The sequence below is a fragment of the Caldithrix abyssi DSM 13497 genome (assembly GCF_001886815.1).
Classification (GTDB): domain Bacteria; phylum Calditrichota; class Calditrichia; order Calditrichales; family Calditrichaceae; genus Caldithrix; species Caldithrix abyssi.
Genome location: NZ_CP018099.1, coordinates 109722 through 133198 on the forward strand (window position 1 = coordinate 109722; position 23477 = coordinate 133198).

At 48.3% G+C, this 23477-nt stretch carries 17 protein-coding genes and 1 pseudogene; 9 read left to right on the forward strand and 9 right to left on the reverse strand.

The window, feature by feature from the left end; genetic code table 11:
• Positions 1-125: 125 nt before the first annotated feature.
• Entirely contained in the window at positions 126-1730 is a 1605-nt protein-coding gene (locus Cabys_RS00435; protein WP_006927497.1) for a M61 family metallopeptidase, read from the reverse strand.
• Positions 1720-2991: a DNA recombination protein RmuC gene (locus tag Cabys_RS00440; protein WP_150125311.1), complete on the reverse strand. Its 1272-nt coding sequence runs from the start codon at positions 2989-2991 to the stop codon at positions 1720-1722. The genes Cabys_RS00435 and Cabys_RS00440 overlap by 11 nt, the downstream gene beginning before the upstream one ends.
• Positions 2992-4256: 1265 nt before the next feature.
• Here Cabys_RS00440 and Cabys_RS20790 point away from each other — a divergent pair.
• The 4 genes and pseudogenes from Cabys_RS20790 to Cabys_RS00460 form a co-directional block, all read left to right on the forward strand.
• Positions 4257-5405 (forward strand): annotated as a pseudogene (locus tag Cabys_RS20790) (CRTAC1 family protein); the annotation flags it as partial.
• Between the two features lie 942 nt (positions 5406-6347).
• Positions 6348-7112, forward strand: a complete 765-nt coding sequence (locus Cabys_RS20795; protein WP_472297435.1) for a sensor histidine kinase — start codon at positions 6348-6350, stop codon at positions 7110-7112.
• On the forward strand, positions 7096-8538 hold the full coding sequence (locus tag Cabys_RS00455) for a sigma-54-dependent transcriptional regulator (protein ID WP_006927493.1): 1443 nt from the start codon (positions 7096-7098) through the stop codon (positions 8536-8538). The genes Cabys_RS20795 and Cabys_RS00455 overlap by 17 nt, the downstream gene beginning before the upstream one ends.
• A 106-nt stretch (positions 8539-8644) precedes the next feature.
• Positions 8645-9115, forward strand: a complete 471-nt coding sequence (locus Cabys_RS00460) for an HAD family hydrolase (RefSeq protein ID WP_006927492.1) — start codon at positions 8645-8647, stop codon at positions 9113-9115.
• A gap of 86 nt (positions 9116-9201) precedes the next feature.
• On the opposite strand, the gene Cabys_RS00465 is transcribed toward Cabys_RS00460, so the two are convergent.
• From Cabys_RS00465 to Cabys_RS00495, 7 genes are all read right to left on the reverse strand, one after another.
• Positions 9202-9399 carry a hypothetical protein gene (locus Cabys_RS00465; RefSeq protein ID WP_150109242.1) on the reverse strand — a complete coding sequence of 66 codons (198 nt, stop codon included), beginning with the start codon at positions 9397-9399 and terminating at the stop codon, positions 9202-9204.
• 228 nt (positions 9400-9627) lie between these two features.
• Positions 9628-10107, reverse strand: a complete 480-nt coding sequence (bcp, locus tag Cabys_RS00470; RefSeq protein ID WP_006927491.1) for a thioredoxin-dependent thiol peroxidase — start codon at positions 10105-10107, stop codon at positions 9628-9630.
• A gap of 2 nt (positions 10108-10109) precedes the next feature.
• Positions 10110-12044, reverse strand: coding sequence for an SGNH/GDSL hydrolase family protein (locus tag Cabys_RS00475; protein WP_006927490.1), 1935 nt, complete (start codon positions 12042-12044; stop codon positions 10110-10112).
• An 84-nt stretch (positions 12045-12128) separates the two neighbouring features.
• On the reverse strand, positions 12129-13721 hold the full coding sequence (locus tag Cabys_RS00480) for an MFS transporter (RefSeq protein WP_006927489.1): 1593 nt from the start codon (positions 13719-13721) through the stop codon (positions 12129-12131).
• 127 nt (positions 13722-13848) lie between these two features.
• Complete coding sequence (locus Cabys_RS00485; protein ID WP_006927488.1) at positions 13849-15405, reverse strand: ligand-binding sensor domain-containing protein; 1557 nt, start codon at positions 15403-15405, stop codon at positions 13849-13851.
• A 4-nt stretch (positions 15406-15409) separates the two neighbouring features.
• Positions 15410-16684: a GTPase HflX gene (gene hflX, locus Cabys_RS00490; RefSeq protein ID WP_006927487.1), complete on the reverse strand. Its 1275-nt coding sequence runs from the start codon at positions 16682-16684 to the stop codon at positions 15410-15412.
• A gap of 303 nt (positions 16685-16987) precedes the next feature.
• Positions 16988-18007 (reverse strand): hypothetical protein, encoded by a 1020-nt coding sequence (locus tag Cabys_RS00495; protein ID WP_006927486.1) that lies wholly within the window; start codon positions 18005-18007, stop codon positions 16988-16990.
• A gap of 346 nt (positions 18008-18353) precedes the next feature.
• On the opposite strand from Cabys_RS00495, the gene Cabys_RS00505 reads away from it, so the two are divergent.
• The 5 genes from Cabys_RS00505 to Cabys_RS00525 all read left to right on the forward strand — a co-directional run bounded on the left by Cabys_RS00505 (position 18354) and on the right by Cabys_RS00525 (position 23470).
• Entirely contained in the window at positions 18354-20027 is a 1674-nt protein-coding gene (locus Cabys_RS00505; RefSeq protein WP_006927485.1) for an acyl-CoA mutase large subunit family protein, read from the forward strand.
• Between the two features lie 122 nt (positions 20028-20149).
• Positions 20150-20554 carry a cobalamin B12-binding domain-containing protein gene (locus Cabys_RS00510; RefSeq protein WP_006927484.1) on the forward strand — a complete coding sequence of 135 codons (405 nt, stop codon included), beginning with the start codon at positions 20150-20152 and terminating at the stop codon, positions 20552-20554.
• Positions 20551-21510 (forward strand): methylmalonyl Co-A mutase-associated GTPase MeaB, encoded by a 960-nt coding sequence (gene meaB / locus Cabys_RS00515; RefSeq protein WP_006927483.1) that lies wholly within the window; start codon positions 20551-20553, stop codon positions 21508-21510. The genes Cabys_RS00510 and meaB overlap by 4 nt, the downstream gene beginning before the upstream one ends.
• On the forward strand, positions 21510-21923 hold the full coding sequence (gene mce, locus Cabys_RS00520; protein ID WP_006927482.1) for a methylmalonyl-CoA epimerase: 414 nt from the start codon (positions 21510-21512) through the stop codon (positions 21921-21923). Before meaB ends, mce begins: the two co-directional genes overlap by 1 nt.
• Positions 21920-23470 carry an acyl-CoA carboxylase subunit beta gene (locus tag Cabys_RS00525; RefSeq protein ID WP_006927481.1) on the forward strand — a complete coding sequence of 517 codons (1551 nt, stop codon included), beginning with the start codon at positions 21920-21922 and terminating at the stop codon, positions 23468-23470. The genes mce and Cabys_RS00525 overlap by 4 nt, the downstream gene beginning before the upstream one ends.
• Positions 23471-23477: the final 7 nt, after the last annotated feature.

The window sequence follows — 23477 nt, forward strand, 5'->3', positions numbered from 1 at the left end:
CAGGCCGGCGACTATTCAACCAATCACCTATTCAACCATTCAACTAATCAGCCATTCAACCACTCCAGCGGCACAAAAATTTTCGCATCCAGCCATGGCAGGAAAGATCTTACCAAGGAAGTTTCCTAATCTGTCACGATGCGCTTCACAAAACTTTCCCACAGCCCTCTGGCCTGTGGATTGCTGTTTTTTTCTTTGATGAGAAAATAGCGCTGTCCCTCTTTTTTCAGACGTAGCCCTATCTTTTGTACAAGCTCGTAAGGCAGGGGACGGGTGGAGTGGACGGCGGTTTTTAGAAATTTTTGCCCGGACTCGCCTGTCATGTTGATGATCATCCGTTCAACTTCCTGCTGCGTGTAACCACGGCCTGAAAGAAAATAATCGCTCTTTTCGTTCTTGTAAAAGGTTAACCACATCTGACGTATTAAATCGTCCAGGGTTGAGGGGGACTGCGTCTGACTCCTTAAAAGAATATCCAGCAAAAAGCCTGTGATCAGCCCTTTGTAATAAAAGGAGTAGGTGGTCTGATTGATGTTGGTTTCGGCGTAACGAGGCATGCGGCGATTGAACAGCCAGCTTAAAATGGATGTTTCCGCCATGGTGCGGTATGCTTTCCCCGGGCTGTTTTCATAACGCGTAATGCGCCCGGAAAGCTCGCTGAGAAATTTTTCCTGCGTGTAAATGCCGCTGCGCAGCAAGGCAAGATAGGCGTAATAAGAGGTCCAGCCCTCTGCAATCCACAAATTCGGCGTGTAAACTTCTTTGCTGTAGTCAAATGGCCCCAGCCCGGCCGGACGCAAACGTTTAACATTCCAGACGTGGAAAAATTCATGGGCGCTCAGCCAGATCAAATTGTCGTAATTGGCGTCGTTGTTGGCATCTGGTTTAACCTGATCCACATTCATCCGCAGAATAACACGGCTGGCGTTGGCGTGTTCCATGCCGTCTGTGTGCTTAAGATTTTCATTCAAATGAAAAAAGAATGTGTAATGATCGTAGGGAAGGTTACCGTCGAATAAACCGGCAAAATAGGCGATGATTTTTTTCAAATCCCGTTTAAACGGCTTCAGCAGTTCCGGCCTGATGGCCTGCCGAAAGACCAGAAAATGATCTTTGTCCTGTATTTTAAAGCGGTAGGTAAACAGCTTGCCCATTTCCAGCGGGCTGTCAACTAAATGGTCGTAACAGGCGGCTTTGAATTCGCGTTTGGCCAGCGGGTCTAACGCGCAAACCACCTGCCAGTGGTCGGGCGCATCGATGCGTAATTCCACAGGCGAGCTCATCCTTTCGGCGATGTAGGCAAAAACGCTGCTCCCGTTAATGGTGGCGCCGCTGGAATCGATGCTGGAAAAGGTGCCGTCCAGTGTATTGGCAAAAACACGATAGCGGATGGTAATCTGGCGTGAACCGGCGACCGGGATTTTCCATGTCTGCTTGTCTATTAAAATGGGGCGAATGTGTTTATTGTTTTCATCTTTTACCTGCAGGTCAAACACATTTTGAGCAAAGTTGTAAATGATATAACGGCCGGGCGACCAGGCCGGCATGGCCAGAGTGAGCGTGTCTTCTTTCACGGCAAGCTGAATGCTTACGCTGGCGATGTGTTGGCGCGGCTGGTCAATGATTAAGCGGTATTTCAGAACGGATTCGTCGGCCAACAGGGACGACCAAGGGCACAGGCTTAAAACCAGCAAGAGCAGTATTTTTGTAAGCCTTTTATTAAAGACCATTCTCCTCCCTTTCATCATTTTCTGGTTCTGGTAGCAATGGGGCGTCCCCGCTTTGGAGTTGTTCCGGAAGACGGACGTTTTCAATTTTACGCAACGGCCTTTCCAGTTGCGTGGTACGCGTGGTTACCAGTTTAGTGTATTCATTTTTGGCGTCGTCGATTTTTTTGCCCATCTTTTGCATGGCTTCTTTAAAGCGTTCCCATTGCTTGCTAAAATCTTTAAGCAACGACAGAATATTGGCGGCCGTTTGCTCCAGCCGGAAGTTGTCCACCGCCTGGCGAATGACGGCTAAAACGGCGTAAAGCGTGATGGGCGAGCAGAGAATCACCTTGTTTCTCAGAGCCTCGTCTAAAATGCTGATGTCGTGTTCGTTAATAAAGGCGTACACCTGTTCATTGGGGATGAATACGATGACATAATCGACCGTATGATCGGCGGGGTTAATGTAATCCCGCGTTGTAACTTCCTTGATCCTGGCCCGCACATCGCGCAAAAACAGGGTTTTGTAGCGTTCTTTTTCCTGTTCGTTTTCGGCGTTCAAATAGTTGAGGTAGTTGGTCAGGGGAAATTTAACGTCCATGTTTACCTTTAAGTTCTGGGGCAGCAAAAAGGTGAAATCCGGGCGGCTGCGCGCGTCTTGTACTCGAGATTGCTTAAGGTAGTTAATGCCTTCTCTGAAACCGGCCAGGCGCAGCACGTCTTCAGCCATACGCTCACCCCACTGCCCGCGCACCTGCGAATGGCTTAAAGCCGCTGAGAGCTGATTGGTGATCTCCTGCAGCCGCTGGGATTGTTCGACCGATTGTTTTAATTGCTGCGAAAGCTGCCCGAAACTTTGCTTACGTTCGTTTTCTATTTGCTTGATCATGTTTTCCACTTTAGAAAGCTCTTCTTTCATCTGGCCCAGGGTTTGATCGATTAGTTTCTTTTTGCCGTCCAATTTTTCTTCGCCCAGGCGCGATTGATCCTTTAATACTTCGTTGGCCAGCTTCAGGAATTGTTCTGAGCTTTCCCTTAGAGCCTTCATGGAAAGATTGCCAAAAGAATCGCGCATGTGGGCAATAATTCTTTCCAGTTCCTGCAGTTTTTGCTGCTCGGATTTTTCATGGAATTCGCGGGCCAATTGCTCGGCTGTTTTTTGCTGTCTGGACATGAAGAAGTACATCAATCCCAGACCGATGATCAGTCCCAGGGAAAATCCGACAATTAAGGTAAGCGCCAGGGTCATTTTGGTATGCTCCTTGTTTGTTGTTCTTAGCAATTTATCCAATTTGTGGATGATTTAAAAGAAAAAATAACGCCAGGGAAGGAGTGTAAGAGTTTAGTGGTTTAGGAGCTTAGGGGAGAGAAGCCAATCGCTCCCTTCGACTCCCGCTCCCTTCGACTGCGCTCAGGGAGCGGGAGTACGGTTGTTGAGCGTAGTCGAAACAACCGTTGATTGTGAAGGAACTTTCATCAACTGCGCTCCCTTTGACTACGCTCAGGGCAGGCCTTCGACTGTGCTCAGGGCAAGCCTTCGACTTTGCTCAGGGAGCGGGAGTACGGTTGTTGAGCGTAGTCGAAACAACCGTTGATTGTGAAGAAACTTTCATCAACTGCGCTCCCTTCGACTACGCTCAGGGCAAGCCTTCGACTGTGCTCAGGGCAAGCCTTCGACTTTGCTCAGGGAGCGGGAGTACGGTTGCTGAGCGTAGTCGAAGCAACCGTTGATTATGAAGAAACTTTCATCAACTGCGCTCCCTTCGACTACGCTCAGGGCAGGCCTTCGACTGCGCTCAGGGCAAGCCTTCGACTTTGCTCAGGGAGCGGGAGTACGGTTGCTGAGCGTAGCCGAAGCAACCGTTGATTATGAAGAAACTTTCATCAATTGCGCTCCCTTCGACTACGCTCAGGGAGCGGTTTTTGATACGTTCCGCGCCGTCCGGACGTACCGACGTTGCCGATGTCCCTTTCATTTCGAGCATTCCCTTCCGGCGGGAGACGAGAAATCTTTCCCTTATTTCCTGTCAGAATGCGAAAGCGGGATTATTCAACGAGCCGTTTGCTGTCGGCGAACTTTCTTTCTGTGCTGTTCTGTCCTGAAAAGGGCGAGTAATGGCAAAAAATGGTTAGAACAGTGTCCCCATTTAAACATTCCACAGGTTGAAGAAGCGTTTTTTTTCAAAACGACAGGACGTTCTAAATTTGTTTTTAACGGTATTCATGTGTAAATTTTGTTTACAGTCAGTCAGGTTATTGAACATGAAGCGTATTTTCACTCTTTATTTGGCGTTTATCTTTATTTCGGTGTCTTTCGGATTTACACCAGGCAACGATTCCTTCCGCTTGCTGCAGGCCAACCTGATCACGGGCATCATACCAGACATCGACGACGCCTACGGCGTGGCGTTTCTGGATATTAATCAGGATCGCTATCCGGACATTTACATCACCTGTTTCCGAAATTTAAACCGTTTGTTAATCAATAACGGAGGTATCATTCCTTTTATAGACCGCACCATTTATTCCGGTCTGGGCGGCGACTTAATGCAAAAAGGACAAACCAATCTGGAGTTGGCCGCTTCAGTTGCCGATTACGATAATGACGGCCTGCCCGATCTCTTTTTAGCCGGCTGGGGAAAGACCTTTCGTCTGTTCAAAAATTTAGGCAATGTCCGCTTTAAAGACGTAACGCCGCTGTTAAACCTGCACGGCGTGGTGGATGCCAATCAGGGCATCTGGTTTGACGCCAACAACGACGGCTTTCTGGATTTGTACATCACTGATGAACATCATGCCAACCGTTTACTGCTAAATAAAAAAGATGGCACATTCCGCGAGCAGATCTGGAGTGAAGAATTTCTTGATTCGGCCACCAGTCAGGGCGCCCTGGCAGCGGATTTTGACGCGGACGGCGATGTTGATCTTTATGTCTGCAACTGGTTTCAGGGGGATTATCTACTGTTAAATGACGGAACCGGCCTGTTCCACAGGTGGCAACTGAACCTGCCCACCCTGCAAAAGGCTTACAACTCCAATTCAGCCGTGGCCGCCGACCTGGACAATGACGGCGATCTGGATATTCTGGTCGCCACGCGCGACGGTCTGGTTTTTTATTATGAAAACCAAAGCGCCGGAGACGGGCTGTTGTTTTCAGCGGATACCTTAAAGCCTTTTTACCGAATCGGACGACAGGTTTACGGAATGGTCAGCGAGGATTTTAACAATGATGGCTGGCTGGATATCTTTTTTACGGTCAATGGTCCGAATCGTCTTTACTTGAATCAGGGCGGCGGGCGATTTGGAGAAAGTTACGACACCGATCGCCGGGATAACATCAGCACGGGCGCCTCGGCTGCCGACTTTGACCGGGACGGCGATCTGGATTTGCTGGTGGGCAATAAAAAAGGGTTCAGTCAGATTTACCTCAATCCTTTGAACAACAAAAAATACGTCCTCTTAAAATTAATCGGTGTGAAGAGCAACCGCGATGCCATCGGGGCCCGCGTGTACTTAACCGGACATCGGGGAGAGGACACGGTCTCTCTTGGGATGAGAATGGTTACCTGGCAGGCGGGGTATTTTTCTTCCAGAGCGCCGCTTGTACATGTGGGCAGCGGCGATTTTCCTTCTTTAAGCGCAACCGTCATTTTCCCGTCGGGTCGACAGGTAGAGGTCGAGCGGCTCATTCCCGGTCGCCAGTACACCATCTACGAATACCAGCAGCCTGTGGCCGGCGTATTAATACTTTTACAGCGGTCGATTTTCTATTTAAAACAAAAACAAACCTGGTACGTTTTGGCTTTAACCTTTTTATTGATTTTAATCTTAATCGTGTACATTCGACTAAGTTTGGGGCGTTACCACTTTTCCACCGGCGCGCTGGCTTTTCAATTTGCCCTGTGGTTTACGGTGGCCATCGTTATTTTTGTGTCTTTGTATCGCAGTCCCGTTTATCTTCCGCTACTGGCCATTAATGGTTTTTCCCTTTTAAGTCTGGCCTTTACCATTTTGTATGCGGAAAAGCAGCGCTCTTTGCGCTTAAAGCGTCAGCAATTTCGCAATGCCCTACAAACGCTCAGTCAAAGCATGCTGCAAATTCATGATGAAAAAACACTGTTTCAAAGACTCATTGCGGTTCTAAGAAGCAATCAGGCTGTTGCACGGGTATTTATCTTTCGGCGTCAGGACAACGATCGCTATTTGGTGTATCCGCTAAACAGGGCCATTAAAATGGAAGCGCGCTTTCCGTCGGCGCCAAAAATCTTGAAAAGGCCTTTTGAATTCAGGGTTGACGACTCTACTTACCATTTAAATGTTCTGGCTCCCATTGCCAGCGGAAAACAACTGCTGGCAACGATCGGCCTGAACATGCAGGCGCCGCATCATCCCATTAATCGGGAAGACCTGCAGTTGATTTTTCAGATTGCCAATCAAACGGCTATTACGCTGGAGAACATTTATTACATCGAACACACGGCCCGGTTGACGCGCCAGGTTACAGAAGCTCGATTAAAAGAGAAATATTTAAAGCAACTGGAAGAGACCAATCGTCAGTTAGATGAGAAGAATCGCGAGTTAACGCGTCTTTTCAAAGAATTGCAGGCAAAGGAGTCGCAGCTCATTCATTCCGAAAAAATGGCGGCGCTCGGTCAGTTGGTTGCCGGTATTACTCACGAGATCAACAATCCGGTCAGCTTTATTTACGCCAACTCCAGGGCGCTGGAAACTCTGTTGAAGCAGTTAAAAGAACTCTGGGGGCAGTTGCCCTCAACGGTGCGCTCCAGCTATGCAGAAAAGTTTGAGGACATAATTTCAGATATCTGGGGCATTATTACAGACAATCTGAATGGCAGCCGGGCCATTAAAGAGCTGGTGTTGCAGTTAAAGAACTTTTCGCGGCTTGATCAGGCGGAGTGGAAGGAGAGTTCGGTTGTGGAAGGTCTGGAAACAGCCATACGACTGGTGCGACATCAGTTAACGAACAGGATAGAAGTGGTTAAAAACTTTAAGGCCAATCCGCGCATTTATTGTAATCCAGCTCAACTTAATCAGGTATTTGTCAACCTGCTGATTAACGCCATTCAGGCCATTGAAGATAAAGGTACAATTACCATCGAAACCAGAGAGTCGGACGGGTTTCTGGAAATTGTCATAACCGATACCGGCCGGGGCATACCGCAAGAAGTTTTGCCCAAAATTTTTGATCCGTTCTTTACGACAAAAGACGTTAATCAGGGGACCGGTCTTGGTTTGAGCATCAGTTATTCCATTGTGCAAAAACATCATGGAACCATTATTGTAAAAAGTTCTCCGGGAAAGGGCGCGGCGTTTACCATTCGTTTGCCTTTAACAAATAAAAGCCAAAATCTTGAGGTAAAACACGATGCACAGCAGCACTGAAAACATCTTAATCGTTGACGATCAGAAAGAGATTTTGAACAGCTTGAAACGTTTGTTGAAAGACCGTTTCGAAGTAGCGGTGGCAGAAAGCGGAGAGGAGGGATTGGCGCTTGTGCGTCGGCAGCCGTTTGCCGTGGTTGTTTCCGATCAGCGTATGCCGCGCATGGATGGAGTTACGTTTCTGGAACAGGTAAAAAAAATTCAGCCGGATGCGGTTCGTATTTTGCTCACGGCTTACGCCGATATTGAGGCCACCATTTCGGCCATTAATCAGGCGCAAGTTTTTCAGTACATTTCCAAACCTTTCGAGCCGGATGAGTTTCGGCAGATTTTAACCAACGCCCTTGAACATTACCGGCTGGTTCAGGAAAATAAACGCCTGCAGAAAGAACTGGCGGAAGCCAATAAACGACTTGCCAGCGAAAACATTATTTTGAAGCAGCAGGTGGAACGGCAGTTAGACCTGGGAGAGTTCATCGGCAGCAGTCCGGAGATTTTGCGCATTTTGAAGCTGGTTAAAAAGGTGATGGACACGCCAACCACAGTTTTACTGCTGGGCGAAACGGGCACGGGCAAGGAACTGCTGGCCAAAATCATTCATTACAACAGCAACCGTAAAGAGCGGCTGTTTGTGGCTCAGAATTGCGCCGCCATTCCCGATACTCTGCTGCAGAGTGAGCTTTTTGGTCACGTAAAAGGCGCTTTTACCGGCGCCATTCGCGACAAAAAGGGATTGTTTGAACTGGCGGATAAAGGCACTATTTTTCTGGATGAAATTGGCGACACCTCGCCTGCCCTGCAACTGGGCTTACTGCGCGTATTGCAGGAGGGAGAGATTCGGCCTCTGGGATCGCATACGACCAAAAAGGTGGATGTGCGCGTAATCGCGGCCACCAATAAGGACCTGGAGGCGGAAGTCAAAAAGGGAAATTTTCGAGAAGACCTGTTTTACCGCTTAAGTGTTTTCCCCATCGTACTGCCTCCCCTGCGCGAACGAAAGGACGATATTCCCGATCTGGTGCAACACTTTATTAAGAAATATGCCGCGCGCATCGGAAAGCGCATCCCGGGCATTACCGATGGCGCGCTAAATCGCCTGCTGAGTTATCACTTTCCGGGCAATATTCGTGAGCTGGAAAATGAGATCGAGCGCATGGTTACCCTGGCCGACGACGGTCAGGCGCTGGATGTTTCTTTACTATCGCCGCGTATTGCACAGCGCAGCGAAGCAACCGCTTTAACTTCTCATTTAACGCGTCTCCCCTTAAAACAGGCCATTTATCAGTTAGAAGACGAAATGATTCGCCAGGCTTTGAAGGAGTTTAAGGGGAATATTTTACGTTCCGCCCAAAAATTAGGCGTTAGCCGCGTTGGGCTGCACAAGATGCTTAAACGCCACAATCTGAATCCCTCGCAGTTTAAGTGAGAATGAAAAGCGGGCGGAAAAGGACGGAGTGGAGAGGCATTGGAGGAGATGGTCGGAACCCAGGAGTTTTAGAAAGAATATTGTAAACATAATAAGGAGCGAGACCATGATCGAACTTGAAATTCCCGGCTTCGGAACGCTACAATTGAAATATCTGGTAATGGATTACAATGGAACGCTGGCCGTTGACGGTAAATTGATCGATGGCGTTGAAGCGCGCCTGTTCGAATTGGCCAATCATCTAAAAATCCATGTTATTACGGCCGATACGTTTGGCCTTGTAAAAAGCCAGATGGAACACTTTCCGATTACATTGAAAATTATCGAATCAACAGAGCAGGGCAGACAGAAATGGGAATACATCCGCCAGTTAGGCGCTTCTTCAACAGTGGCCATTGGCAATGGGCGGAACGATCGTTTAATGTTAAAAGAGGCCCGGTTGGGTATTGTCACCGTTCAAAACGAAGGCGCTGCTGTTGAGACACTGCAATCGGCGAAGATCGTGGTTTATCATATTAATGATGCGCTGGATTTATTGAAAAACAGGCTGCGCTTAACCGCAACCCTGCGGGATTAGCATTAGGGCGAACGGTTTGCTGTTTTCGTCCACATTCCTTCTACCGCTGAAAGTTTCTTCACAATCAACGGTTGCTTCGACTACGCTCAGCAACCGTACCACTCCGCTCCCTGAGCGTAGTCGAAGGGAGCGCAGTTGATGAAAGTTTCTTCATAATCAACGGTTGTTTCGACTTCGCTCAACAACCGTACTCCCGCTCCCTGAGCGTAGTCGAAGGGAGCGTAGCCGCTGAAAGTTTCTTCACAATCAACGGTTGTTTCGACTTCGCTCAGCAACCGTACCACTCCGCTCCCTGAGCGTAGTCGAAGGGAGCGGAGTTGATGAAAGTTTCTTCATAATCAACGGTTGCTTCGACTTCGCTCAGCAACCGTACTCCCGCTCCCTGAGCGCAGTCGAAGGCTTGCCCTGAGCGTAGTCGAAGGGAGCGGAGCCTAAGGGAGCGAGTGGCCTCTCTCCCCTAAACTCCTAAACCGCTAAACAGCTAAGCTCATACCCCCTGGTACTTTTCCCCACTACGCCTTACCACCTTCTTTCAGCTTCTGCAAATCGTTCATTACCTCTTCGTGGTGCGTTTTGACTTTAACTTTGGGATAAACCCTGGCGATTTTCCCATCGGGATCGATTAAAAAAGTGGAGCGGTTGATGCCCATGTATTTGCGGCCGTACATGTTCTTTTCCTGCCAAACACCGTACGTTTCGCAAACATTGCCCTCTGCGTCGCTCAACAGGCGGAATTGCAGGTTGTGCTTTTCGGCGAACTTTTTGTGCCGTTCCACGGAATCTTTGCTCACGCCCAGAACGACCGCCTCCATATTTTGAAAAGCAGGCAGGGCTTCCTGAAAGTTGCAGGCTTCTGTTGTACACCCCGGAGTCATATCTTTGGGATAAAAATAGAGAACCACCCATTTCCCTTTAAAATCAGACAATTTGACTTTATTGCCGTCCTGATCGGGTAATTCAAAGTCAGGGGCCTGAACGCCAGCTTCTAACATTTTTAATCCTCCTGTTTTAATTGCTCCTTTAGTTTTAGCGCCGCCGCATGAGAGGGCGCTTTTTGTAACACCGTTTCCAGCGCCTTGCGGGCTTTACCGTTCTTACCAATTTTTAAATAGGCCAGCGCCTGTATGTAGAACAATCCGGCTTGCTGGGCGAGATTAAGCTGCGAAAGCAAAGCGTCACTGGAAACGATTTGATTAATAACGTTCAGGGCGTTGTAAACATTCCCTTTTAACAGAAAAATCTGAGCCATTTTAGCGCGTAAAAAGGCCTTACGCGGATGGAGCGCGGCGGCTTTGCGGTACAATTGTAAAGCAGAATCTAACGATCCTTTTTTAAAGTAAACATCACCGGCTTTGTACAAAGCAGTTACATGAGCAGAATCATAAGCAAGAACAACAAGGTATTCCTTTAAGGCGCGGTTCAGATTTCCGTTTTCAAAAAAATAGTCGCCCAGATGAAAATGGCTGGCATCCCACAGCAACCCTTCCTGAACATGTTGTCTGGCAATCTGGTGGATGACGGAAGGGGTAAAGCGTCTTGGCTTAAAAGCCGTTCGTCCGTAAAAAGGCGCATGGACGGTCAGTTTTTCGATTTTAAGTTCACCAATGGCAATATCCAGTTCGCTAAAGTTGTTGAATCCATTCCACTCTTTTGAAGGCAGATGAGCAAAGAAAAGACGTCCGATCGGTTTTAAAAAGGCGCGGGCCAAAAGCTGGTAGCCCCTTTCGTTGGGGTGCAGATGTTCCAGAAAAAGCGTTTGATCCGCGATGCCATGCGGCGAAAAAGCGTCAAAAAGGCTGTCCGTTGCCGCCAGAAGCGCGTTGTTTTCCTTCGCCCGTTTTAAGATGACCTGGTTAATCGCCGAAGGAGCGCGAAAAGGAGCCTGATCGTAATCGCGCGCCAGAGCAAAATGCTCACGCGCCCTGTCAAGTTGATTGAAGTGGTAATAGACCGTGCCCAGTAAATAGTGTAGCAGGGGATGTTCGGGCTGTTTTTTAAGCGCTTCAAGCAGCCGCTGTCGAGCCTCAGCAAAATCTTTTTGGCGCAAAGCCTTTTGAATGGCCTCGTAAGTGGGAATGGATTGGCGCGGATCCGGATAGCCCAGAGGCTGTTGATCTTTAAGGTTGCAAACCAGCGGCGAAAGGACCAGCGGAACATTTTGCTTTTGAAAGGTTTGCAAAATGTGCGCTAAATTTTCTTTAAAATAAGCGATGGTTTTTCGGTAAAGGGGACTGTTGAAACGTACGCGCTGTGTTTTAATCATTCGCGCCATTAGAGTGGATTCCGGGGCGTCCGATTTGGGCAAAAGATGGAAGAGAGCAGACTCCAGCAGCTGGTACAGGCGCAGAGTTTTGAGCTTAAGAAACCACTGCACCAGGGTGGGATTTGAAATCCCGCCGCGGGCCGAAGCCGGACCAAAAACACCATAAAATTCATTATGCCCCATGTAGAGCAAAACCAGGTCCGGTTTAAGCTTTAACACCTCCGGAGCAAGGTGGCGCACACCGTGAGAGTTCACTGCAGAAATGCCCAGGTTAATCACTTCCCACTTTTTTTGCGGAAAACGTTGCTGCAGGGCGCACTTCAAAAACACAGGAAAGTTAACATTAACTTCAAAAGGGAAACCCGCTGTTGTGGAACCGCCCAGACAAACGATGCGGACGGTGCTGGTATCTCTGGCAATTTTAATTTTCTGTTCGATCAGCTCCGGAGCGGAACGATCAAAACGGCCAAAAAACTTTTGCGGATATTGGGGATTAATATGGTAGTAGCCGTCTTCCTGATAAAAAAGCGCGTAATCGGTGCCGTAGCCGGCGATTCTTAATACCATTTCGATCAGCACAAAAAACAACAGGGGGATGACGATCAGCGTTAAAAAGAAGATCCCCCGTTTTACGGAATGGCGTTGCGGATTGTGGCTACCTTGCACGGCATTCTCACTTTCAGGCCCTTTCCGAATCCCCCTTTGCAAATGGGGGATTCGGAACGACCGTATTTAAGAATTCAATGAAACTCACGAGGCCTTTTGCTTCATGCCTTTCATCATCCAACCTTTGGCCAGCACCAAAAAGATCGTGGTTGAAATAGCGATCAGGCCATAGATGAACCACATTTTACCCGATTGAATGGGCAGCCCCGTTTCAGGCCGTGGAATGTATTTTTCAACAAAGTAGCCGGAGTAGAGGCCGGTGAGCACTTTGGTCAAAAACCAGGGCAACTGGCCAATGCCCATATAGGCGCCGGTTTTGCCTTCGGGCGCGATCTCGGCAATCCACTGCAAAAAGCGGGGCTGCCACATAGCTTCGCCGATGGACATGATCAAAATGTAAGCAAGAAAGAAGACGACGTTGGGGCCCAGCGCCAGTAAAAAAGTGGGCGCGGCCATGACCAGGGTGCCGTAAATCATCATTTTGTAAATATTGCGCGAGGCGGTTAAACCGGCCACCACCGGCGCCAGCACAAAAATCAAAATGGGATTAATGTTGGAGAATAATTCAAAATACTGGCTGACAACCGAACCGTGAAAGGCGCGGTCCAGGTAATAAGGAATGGTCAACCAGTTGTGCGCAAAAAGCGTTTGCACAGGAATCAACATAAAGATAAAGGCCACGAAACGCAAATCGCGGAAAGGGTGATCCGGGCGGTGACGTAAATATTCCCAGATCGTCAGCAGAAAACTGGCGCTCAGAGCAACGCCGGCCAGCGGCAAATTAAACTGCACACGGTCATTGCGAATCATAATCACCAGGAATAACAACCCAAGTGTGACCATGGCGTAAATGGCCAGGGGGATGTTGTTGATTTTTGCTTCCGGTTCCGTGCTTTTTGGCGTGGCTTTTTCATCTTCGCCGGTCATTTCGGTGGTTTCGCGCGCAATTTGTTCAACCGCTTGCTGGTCGGTTTTTCTGGTTAAAATAAAGACCGTGATTAAAAGGGAAAGCAGGGTTAATCCGGCGTAAACCCAGAATACGGCCGGCAGGCCGTTTGGGGGAAAGGTGCTTTCGAAGCGATGTCGTACCAGCGGTGAAATAAATCCTGAAAAAAACGCGCCCAGATTCATCAAACCGTAAATGACGGCGTAACCCATGGCCGCAGTTTGAGGATTGGTGTACCGTTTTACCCCGGCGTAACTGGCAGGCTGGTAAAGGCCGTAGCCCAGAACCATCAAAAACAAGCCGCCGAACATTACAAAAAACATGGGAGAACCAAGGCCCGAACCCAGCGGAATGGTGCCGGAGAGCCCCACCAGCGCCCGCCCGAAGAACATCACGGCAAAGGCCACAATGAGCGAAAGGCGCACGCCTAATTTGTCTGATACGCCGCCTAAAATAAGCATGGCAAAGGTGATGCCGCCCGTTACAAAACTGTAAATCCAGCCAGCCTGCGGGTCTGTTAAACCTACGTTTTCCGAACAGAATTTCCCCAGAATGGTGAGGATGCCAAAATAAACCAGACCTTCGATAATATAAGGAATGTTAATGGCCCACAGAGCTTTTGGAGCATTTACAAAGGCCACAAATGTGTCGCCCAGCTCTTTAAAAGCATCCTGTACGGCCTGCTTGAGCGTCTTCTTTTCTACGGCTTCTTCAAGTTTCGTTTCATCCATTTTAACTCTCCCTGATTAGTTACAAGCGTAAAAAATAAAGGTGTAAATATAAGGATTTATTTTGTGTTAAAAAAGAGAAGAACGCAAATTATGGAAAAAAATCTTAACGAATGCGGTTAAATGTTCGCTATTCATTCCTTCCCGGCCGGTACCAGCGAAAAACCGTCACCCCCGAAGGCGTGCTCAACCACAAATTGAAGCCGTCCACATCGATACGGTAAACGGTGTTGTGCGCCAGCCCATCGCGAGTGGTGTACAAATACCAGTAATTTTGCTGAATGACGTATTTCAAAAGACCTTCGGAAGTGGCAAACCAGACGATGCCGGGCGTAAAAGCCATATCGTAAAATTTAAACCGAATTTGGGTAAACGATTGCCAGCTTTTGGTGGCCGGATCATAAAAAGCGACGCCGTTTTGTCCGGCAAACCAGAGAGAATCGTGATTAAACCCCACGGCTCCGATGCGCACATCCAGCACAGAAGAGCCGGTTTTTAAAAGAGTTAGTCTATCTTTGACGGGTAAATACTGGTAAATGCCGTAAGGCGTGGCGAACAAAAGAGATGAATCGGTGGCGGCAATGCGTGTTACGGGAATGTTGTTTAATTTATGGTTTTTGGAACGCTGGATGGCATCGTAGCCGATTTCCATCCAGTTAAAACCGCGATCGGTGGCAATGAACAGGGTGTTTTTAAAAATGAACAGATCATTAATCTCTTCGGACAGCAGACGGTTGTGCCGCGTAAAGGTTTCCCAGTCTTTCTTTTTCTTGTCGTAGCGTACCAGTCCCTGCTGCGATCCAAAAAAGACAAAACGTCCCTTACCGGCAATGGCTCGAATATTGTGGTCGTAAATACCGGAAATCAGACCGGCTTCAAAGTATTGCCAGGACTCCGGGTTCCCCTTCCATAAACAGATGCCGGAAGGGATGTAGCCGTTGCTCAGGCCCCCGATCCAGATATCGTCGCCGTCAAAAAAGACATCGTGGGGGTAAATATTGGGTAGAGATTGCGTCAGGATGCGCAGGGTGTTATCGGTCAGGCTGGCCACCGCCGGGCCGAGGCCGTCTGTGGCCAGCCACAGGCGATTAAACTTATCGGCCACCATCTGAGCTTTAATGTGAAACAGGCGGTTGTAAGGGTCAAGAATTTCGTTAGGCGGCCGGAACAGGTATTGCCTGCCCGTAAAGAAGTCGGGCAGTTCGTTAAATTCGGGCCTGTAGTACGGAGGAAATTGAAAGGATCTCCGGTCTTTTTTGAATGCGCTCACTTCAACATTCAAAGGCTGGCGCGGAGGGGGCATTGTTCCGTCATAAGGCTGCCAGTAATTAAAGCCGAAGTCAAACACATCAATGCCTGCGGCGTTCCGGGCATAGAGTTTGCGGTTGCGTTCGTCATAACTCAGCTTGAATATGGCATTGCTGCGCAAACCGGAGCTGGTTGTAAAAGGATAATCCCAGTAACCTTCGTAAAGATGGTAGCGCAAAATGCCGCCAAAGCGCGTGCCAAAGTACACGTAATCGTCACCCACTTCCACGGCGGTTATGTCGGTAGCCGGAGCGTAGGTAATCCAGTCGTCAATGTCGTAATGCGTAAAACGATCAAAGTACATGGTCTGCACGATCTGAGCGGGCAGTATTGTAGCTAACAAAAAGAGGAAAATAAAAATTTTGCTGGTCAGGTTCATGTTTTCACCGATATTTTGCTGTAATCTGATTGATTTTCGATTTATTGGCTTTGTCGTACTTGATGGTCAGGTACAGGTACTGTTCGTCCGAAGATTTTTCGAGAATTTTGGCCAGTGGATAGATCAGGTGTTCGGCCGCGCCTCGTTGATAATTTAAACGGATTTGTTCGATCTCGTACCGTTCTTCCGCTAAGTTCAACAGGCGGTTACGCAAATGTTGCAAGCCGATGTGTCTGGCCGCCGAAATAAACAGAGCCTCCGGATGTAACAACCTTAACTGGTCAATGAGGTGGTGATTTTTCAGGCGGTCCACCTTGTTAAACACCAGCAGGCGTTTTTTTTCATTTAAATGTAACTCATCCAGAATTTGATTGACGGTCTTCACCTGCGCCTCAAAATGAGGATGGGTAACATCCACCACATGGATCAGCAAATCCGCCTCGATGGCCTCGGCCAGAGTTGTCTGGAAGCTAGCCACCAGATGATGGGGGAGCTTTCGAATAAACCCAACGGTATCGCTTAAAAGAATGGTGGTTGTCGGGTTCAAAGCCAGACGTCGCACCGTGGTATCCAGCGTGGCAAACAACTGGTCTTCGATCAACACGCGCGCATTGGTCAGGGCGTTCATCAGGGTCGATTTGCCGGCGTTGGTGTAACCGATTAACGCCGCGCGAAACAATTCCTGGCGTTGCTGACGTTGCACCTCGTTTTGATGGGCGATCTTTTCCAGCTTTTCTTTAAGATGAGAAATTCTTTGACGCACCAGACGACGGTCTGTTTCCAATTGCGTTTCACCGGGGCCCTTGGTGCCTATGCCGCCCACCTGCCGTGAAAGGTGCTGCCACTGGCGGGTAAGGCGTGGCAGGTAGTAATTGAGCTGAGCCAGCTCTACCTGCACTTTGGCCATGTTGGTGCGCGCATGCAGGGCAAAGATGTCCAGAATAAGCGCCGTGCGGTCGATAACCTTAATACCGGTCAAATTTTCAATATTACGCACCTGCGCCGGAGACAATTCATCATCAAAAATGAGTAAATCTATATCGTTAAAAGAAACGTACTCGGCGATTTCTTCGATTTTGCCTTTTCCGATGAAGTAGGCAGGATCAGGAGATGGACGTTCCTGAATAAAGGTGTCAATGATATCGGCCCCGGAAGTGCGGGCAAGGGCCGCAAGCTCGGAAAGATGGTCTTCCACTTCCCAACGGGATTGTCCCCGTTGAATTACCCCGACTAATACACAGCGCTCTGGCTGCTTATCCGTACGAATTATTTTCTCAATACCTCCTTTTTAAATTTTACTTATTTTAATTAATTTGACAAAAAATGCAAGTGATTTATTCAGCATCACAACATTTAATTCAATCTTTAGCTATTTGGTTCCGCTTCTTTTCCTTCGCTCCTTTAATTGTTAAACCAATGCAGGCAATTGAATTAACGCCTGTCTATTTCATTTGGAATGGGAAAAAATAAAAAATGCCGCCATAAAACAACAAAGATAAATCTTATGGCGGCACGATGCGTTTAATCGTCGGTCATTAACCGCAGAAGGGCTCTAGATATCTGCGACCTACATTTTTTTCTGCTATTTAAAAGTAAAATAAAACGTAAGGCGACCCATTACATCCGTATTGATTTCATCATTTTCGTACATTACGATTTCCACGTTGGGGATCAGATGCGCGTTTGAGCTCAGCGAATAATCGACGCCGGCAATGGCAACAGTGGCCGGAGATTGATTGGAGATCGGTAAATAATCGATATCCGGCCCTTCGGGAATTTTGTCGAATATTTTATCCACTCGCAGGAGCGTCGTCCACTGGTTGTTTATGTTGGCCCTGAAAAAAGCAGAGATGAGCGTTATTCCCACGTCGCTTTGGTTTGCGTATTGCCGCGTTTGATGTAAATATTGAAGACCGGCCCTGACCGACTGGCTTTTAAAGCCCGCGAATCCCTGATATGTCCATCGCTTCTCGTCAGTCGAGCGTTGTTCATAGTCTGCGTAGCCTTCAATCAAAATGTTTTCGCTCAAGTTAATACCGGCTGCGGCCATTCCCTTTTTGTATTTGTTCGTTTCGCTCTTTTGACCGTTACCGTTCCCAAACATAATGTGGTAAAAAAAGCGCTTGTTCTGCCCCACAGCTCCCTTTACGGCCAGGCCGGTTTCGCGCGAGCTGCTTAATTTGTACAGGTCGGCCGGTGTCTTTTCAACGCTACGATAGCCCCAGATTTTTTCAATAAGCGCAAAGGTGGGCGAAGGAGAAATGCCCAGTAAAAATTGCGTTTGTTTAAAACGGTACTTTAAAAAGGCGTCTTTTACAAAAGGTACGGCCGCGCTTTTAGTGGAAAAGTCGCCGGGATGGCCCATTTCTAATCGTACCCGCATGGAAAGATTTTCTGCCAGTCCCTGATCGTACGTTAAGTAAATTCTTCGAAACCAGAAGCCGTTCATCTCTTCAATCTCAGAACTATGATTAGAAAACATGTAGTAATAATCGCCGAAAGCAAGGCCGCTGATCGAACCGCGACTTGCTCCATCGGCCAGAGCAATGTTAAAAAATAGGAAAATGAAAAAAAAGCATCGGATGGCGCTAAATATTTTCATGTTAACCCCTTATTAGATTTACATTAAAAAGATGTTTGAAATTTAATAATAACTATTAGATTTTTGTTAGATTATTGTTAAAAATTGCACAGATGGCCTAAAAAAACCTGAAGTTTCTGCGTTTAAGGTTCGATTATGCAAAAGCGTTAGGCTTACGAACGGCGGCGCGAAATCATTTAAAAACAGTAAAAAAGAGAAAGGCGCTCTGTAAAAATGCCTGTTCTGTGAAAAAATAAACAGTAAAATTTTTAAAAAGTGTTTTGGCGTTAAATTATATTTTTGAAAACGTGAAAAATTTCTTAAATTAGCATCTTTCATGGGTTAAACGCGAGGAGAGTAGAACGTCATGAATAAATTTGATAAAATTGAAGCGCAGAAACGGAAGTGGGAAGACACCACGCTTAAAAAAGTGATTGATCGTTTTCCCGAACAAAAGGAACAGTTTACCACCGGTTCCTGGCTGCCGGTCGAGCGGCTGTATTTGCCTCGACCAGTCAGCGAAGAAGAGTATCTTAAACAGGTTGGCTTCCCCGGAGAATTCCCGTTTACACGGGGCGTTCAGCCGACCATGTACCGCGGGCGTTTTTGGACCATGCGCCAATATGCCGGTTTCGGTACGGCCGAAGAATCCAATAAGCGTTACAAATATTTGTTAGAGCAGGGCCAAACCGGCTTGAGCGTGGCCTTTGATCTGCCCACGCAAATCGGTTACGATTCGGACGATCCGCGCAGCGTGGGCGAGGTCGGCAAGGTTGGCGTGGCCATTGACAGTCTGGAAGACATGGAAATTTTGTTCGATGGCATTCCGCTGGACAAAGTCTCCACTTCTATGACCATCAATGCGCCAGCGGCTGTTTTGCTCGCCTTTTACATTGCCGTGGCCGAAAAGCAGGGCGTCGCCAGGGATCAGTTGAGAGGCACCATTCAGAACGATATTTTAAAAGAATACATCGCGCGCGGCACCTACATTTTTCCGCCCAAACCTTCGTTACGGCTGATCACCAATATTTTTGAATTTTGTTCGCGCGAAGTGCCAAAATGGAATACCATCAGTATTTCCGGTTACCACATTCGGGAAGCTGGATCCACGGCTGTGCAAGAAGTGGCCTTTACCCTGGCCGACGGAATGGAATATGTTAAAGCGGCCGTAAACGCCGGCCTGGATATTGACCAGTTTGCCGGACGATTGTCCTTTTTCTTCAATGCCCACAACGATTTGTTTGAAGAGGTGGCCAAGTTTCGCGCCGCCCGAAGAATCTGGGCCAAAATCATGAAGGAGCGTTTTGGCGCAAAAAATCCAAAATCGATGATGTTGCGCTTTCATACGCAAACCGGCGGCAGCACCTTAACCGCCCAGCAGCCAGACAACAACATAGTGCGCGTGGCCATTCAGACCCTGGCGGCCGTGCTGGGCGGCACGCAGAGTTTACACACCAATTCCAGGGACGAAGCGCTGGGCCTTCCAACCGAAGATTCGGTTCGTATTGCCCTGCGCACGCAGCAGATTGTCGCTTATGAATCGGGCGTTACCAATACGGTCGATCCGCTGGCCGGTTCGTATTTTATTGAATCTTTAACAGACAAAATTGAAGAAGAGGTGTGGAATTACATAAACAAAATTGAAGAAATGGGCGGCATGGTTTACGCCATCGAAAAAGGTTATGTGCAAAAAGAAATTCAGGACGCCGCTTACCGGTACCAGCAGGAGGTGGAAAAGGGCGAACGCGTGGTGGTTGGCGTGAACAAATTTACGCTTGATCATGAAGCGCCGAAAGAAATTTTGCGCGTCAATCCGCAATTGAGAAAAATCCAGTCCGAAAGGCTGGCCCGCCTGCGCAGCAAACGGGACAACCAGGCGGTGAAGCGCGCTCTGGAAGCGCTGCGTCAGGGCGCCAGAGACGAAACGGTTAATTTGATGCCCTTAATTTTAGATGCGGCTAAAGCTTACGCCACACTGGGCGAAATTTCCAATGTTCTGCGAGAGGTGTTCGGAGAATATCAGGAATCGATTGTACTTTAAGAGCGCAAAAAGTTTATGAGTTCTGGGCGCACTAAACCTGATAGATACTTTACTATGAACCAATAAACGCTTAACTTTTGTTTATTAACGTTAAGATTTAAAAAGTTGGCGAGGAGATAAAAATGTCAAAGAAAATAAGAATATTGATTGCCAAACCGGGGCTTGACGGACACGACCGCGGCGCAAAGTATGTGGCGCGCGCCCTGAAAGACGCCGGTTACGAAGTCATTTACACGGGCATTCGACAATCGCCGGAGGCAATAGCCAGAACGGCGGTGCAGGAAGACGTGGATTTTGTCGGTTTAAGCCTGCTCTCCGGCGCCCACAACGAATTATTTCCGGAGGTGGTGCGTTTACTGAGAGAAGAGGGCGCAGACGATGTGATCGTCTTTGGAGGCGGCGTAATTCCGGAAGAAGACATTCCCTTTTTAAAAGAACAGGGCGTTGAAGCGGTTTTTACCCCGGGAACGCCCATCCAGAAAGTCATCGATTTTATTGAAAGCAAAAAGGAAAAGGTTTTAACTTGATTGAAGAAATCATTAAGCAAATTCGGGGCGGTGATGTTCGCTCCATTGCCCGGGCCATTAGCTGGATCGAAAATGATTTGCCTGATAAAGAGGCATTGATCGACGGCCTTTTTAAGCATACGGGCAAAGCCAGAATCCTGGGTATTACCGGTCCGCCGGGATCGGGGAAGAGCAGCCTGTTGAATCATATCATTCAACTGGAGAGGGAAAAGGGCAAAAAGATCGCGGTGCTGGCCATTGACCCCAGCTCGCCGTTCACTGGCGGAGCTATTCTGGGAGATCGCGTGCGCATGCAAAAACATGCCACCGATTCCAGCGTATTTATTCGTTCCATGGCTTCACGCGGTCATCTGGGCGGAGTGGCCGGAGCCACGGCAGACGCTTTAAAGGTTCTGGACGCCGCCGGATTCGATCTGATCATCATCGAAACGATTGGCGTTGGCCAGACCGAAATCGAAGTGATGAATATTGTGGATCTGGTGATGCTGGTGCTGGTGCCCGGCCTGGGCGATGAAATTCAGGCTTTGAAGGCCGGGGTGATGGAAATTGGCGATATTTTTGTCATCAATAAATGCGACAAAGACGAGGCCAGCCGGGTTAAGGCCGAAGTGGAGTATGTTCTTCATCTTAAAAATGAAGGCGATGAAGAAAAGAGCAATCCGATCTTTATGACATCCGCCACGCAAAATATCGGCCTGCAGGAGCTGGTCGATGGCATTGATGAGGAATTCAGACGAATGGAAGAGAACGGCCGGTTGAGTCAACGGCGCCTCAAACGTCTGGAACTGGAGTTAAAGCACATTTTAACTTCCAAAATTCAGGCGCATGTTAACAAATTTTTAAATACAGACAACAATCTTAGCGATTGGTTGCGCCAGTTGGCCAATCGTCAGGCAACGCCCTATCAGCTGGTTAATCGAAAAGTCAGTCAGGTTTTAAAGGAGTTAAAAGAATAATGATTACACAAATAAATCACATTGGCATTGCGGTCCATTCATTAGAAGAACAGGTTCCGTTTTACCGCGATGTGCTGGGATTAAACTATCTTGGCGAAGAGATTGTGGAAGATCAAAAAGTGCGTGTGGCCATGTTTAAAGTGGGCGAAGTAAAGATCGAACTTTTAGAACCCACGGATCCTTCCAGCCCCATCGCGGCCTTCCTTTCCAAAAAAGGCGAAGGCATTCACCATGTGGCCTTCCAGACGGACAACATCGAAGAACAATTAAATGACTTAAAGAACAAGCAAATTCGTTTGATTGACGAGCAGCCGCGCATCGGCGCCCATCAAACGAAGATCGCATTTATCCATCCCAAAGCATCGGGCAAGGTGTTGATGGAGATTTGTCAGCCCGGAGGAGATGAAAAATGAGTATTGAACGAAAAATTCTGGAGCTAAAAGAAAAACAGGAGATCGCCCGACTGGGCGGCGGTCCTAAATCTATTGAAAAACAACACGCCAAGGGCAAACTTACGGCGCGCGAGCGGATCGATCTGCTGCTGGATGAAAACAGCTTTGAAGAGATTGATATGTTTCGCATTTCTACGGATAAGAATTTTGGCGATGTGGAACGCAAGGTTTTTGGCGACGGTATTGTTACCGGATACGGCACCATTCACGGAAGGCTGGTATTCGTCTATTCTTTTGATTTTACGGTGTACGGCGGCTCGCTTTCTCAGGTGGTGGCCGAAAAGGTGGTCAAAATTCAGGAGATGGCTGTCAAAAACGGAGCGCCCATCATCGGCATTAACGATTCCGGCGGCGCGCGTATCCAGGAAGGAGTCGATTCTCTGGCCGGCTACACCAGCATCTTTTTGAACAATGTTCTGCATTCGGGCGTGGTGCCGCAAATCAGCGCGGTGGTCGGTCCGGCTGCCGGCGGCGCGGTTTATTCGCCCGCTTTAACCGATTTTATTTTTATGGTACGCAATACGTCCTTTATGTTTTTAACCGGCCCCAAAATCGTTAAAACCGTCAACCACGAAGATGTAACCGCCGACGAGTTGGGCGGCGCCGACGTGCATGCCACCAAAAGCGGGTTGACTCATTTTACCTTTGACGACGAGCACGCTCTTTTTGCGGCAATTCGTGAATTAATGAACTACTTACCCAATAACAATATGGAAGAACCGATCATCCTCTCCACCGACGATCCGCCGGAACGTGTGGATGAGCGGCTGAATTACATTGTGCCCGACAATCCACACAAACCCTACGATATGAAAGAGGTGATTGCCATGGTGCTGGATGACGGGAAGTTTATGGAGGTGCAGGAATTGTATGCGCCTAATATAGTCGTGGGGTTTGGTAGATTAAACGGTCGTTCGGTGGGTGTGGTGGCCAATCAACCAAAGCATCTGGCCGGCGTGATCGACAGCAACGCATCCGTTAAGGCGGCGCGTTTTGTGCGCTTTTGCGATGCCTTTAACATTCCGATCATCACCTTTGAGGACGTGCCGGGTTTTATGCCGGGAACGGTTCAGGAGTACAACGGCATTATTCGCCACGGAGCCAAATTGCTTTACGCCTACGCCGAAGCGACCGTACCCAAAATAACGGTCATTACGCGCAAGGCGTACGGCGGCGCATTTTGCGTAATGAACTCCAAGCATTTGCGCGGCGACATGATCTATGCCTGGCCCACGGCCGAGATCGCTGTCATGGGGCCGGAAGGCGCCAGCGAAATCATTTACGCCAAAGAGATCAAAAATGCGCCGGACCCGCAGGCTGCTTTACAGGAGAAGATTAAGGAATATCGCGAAAAGTTTGCCAATCCTTACGTGGCAGCCGGTCGGGGAATGATCGACGAAGTGATTGAACCAAAAATCACGCGCTACAAATTGATCAAGGCGCTGGAAATGCTTAAAAACAAACGGGATGAAAATCCCCCTAAAAAACACGGCAACATCCCCCTGTAGGAGGCGG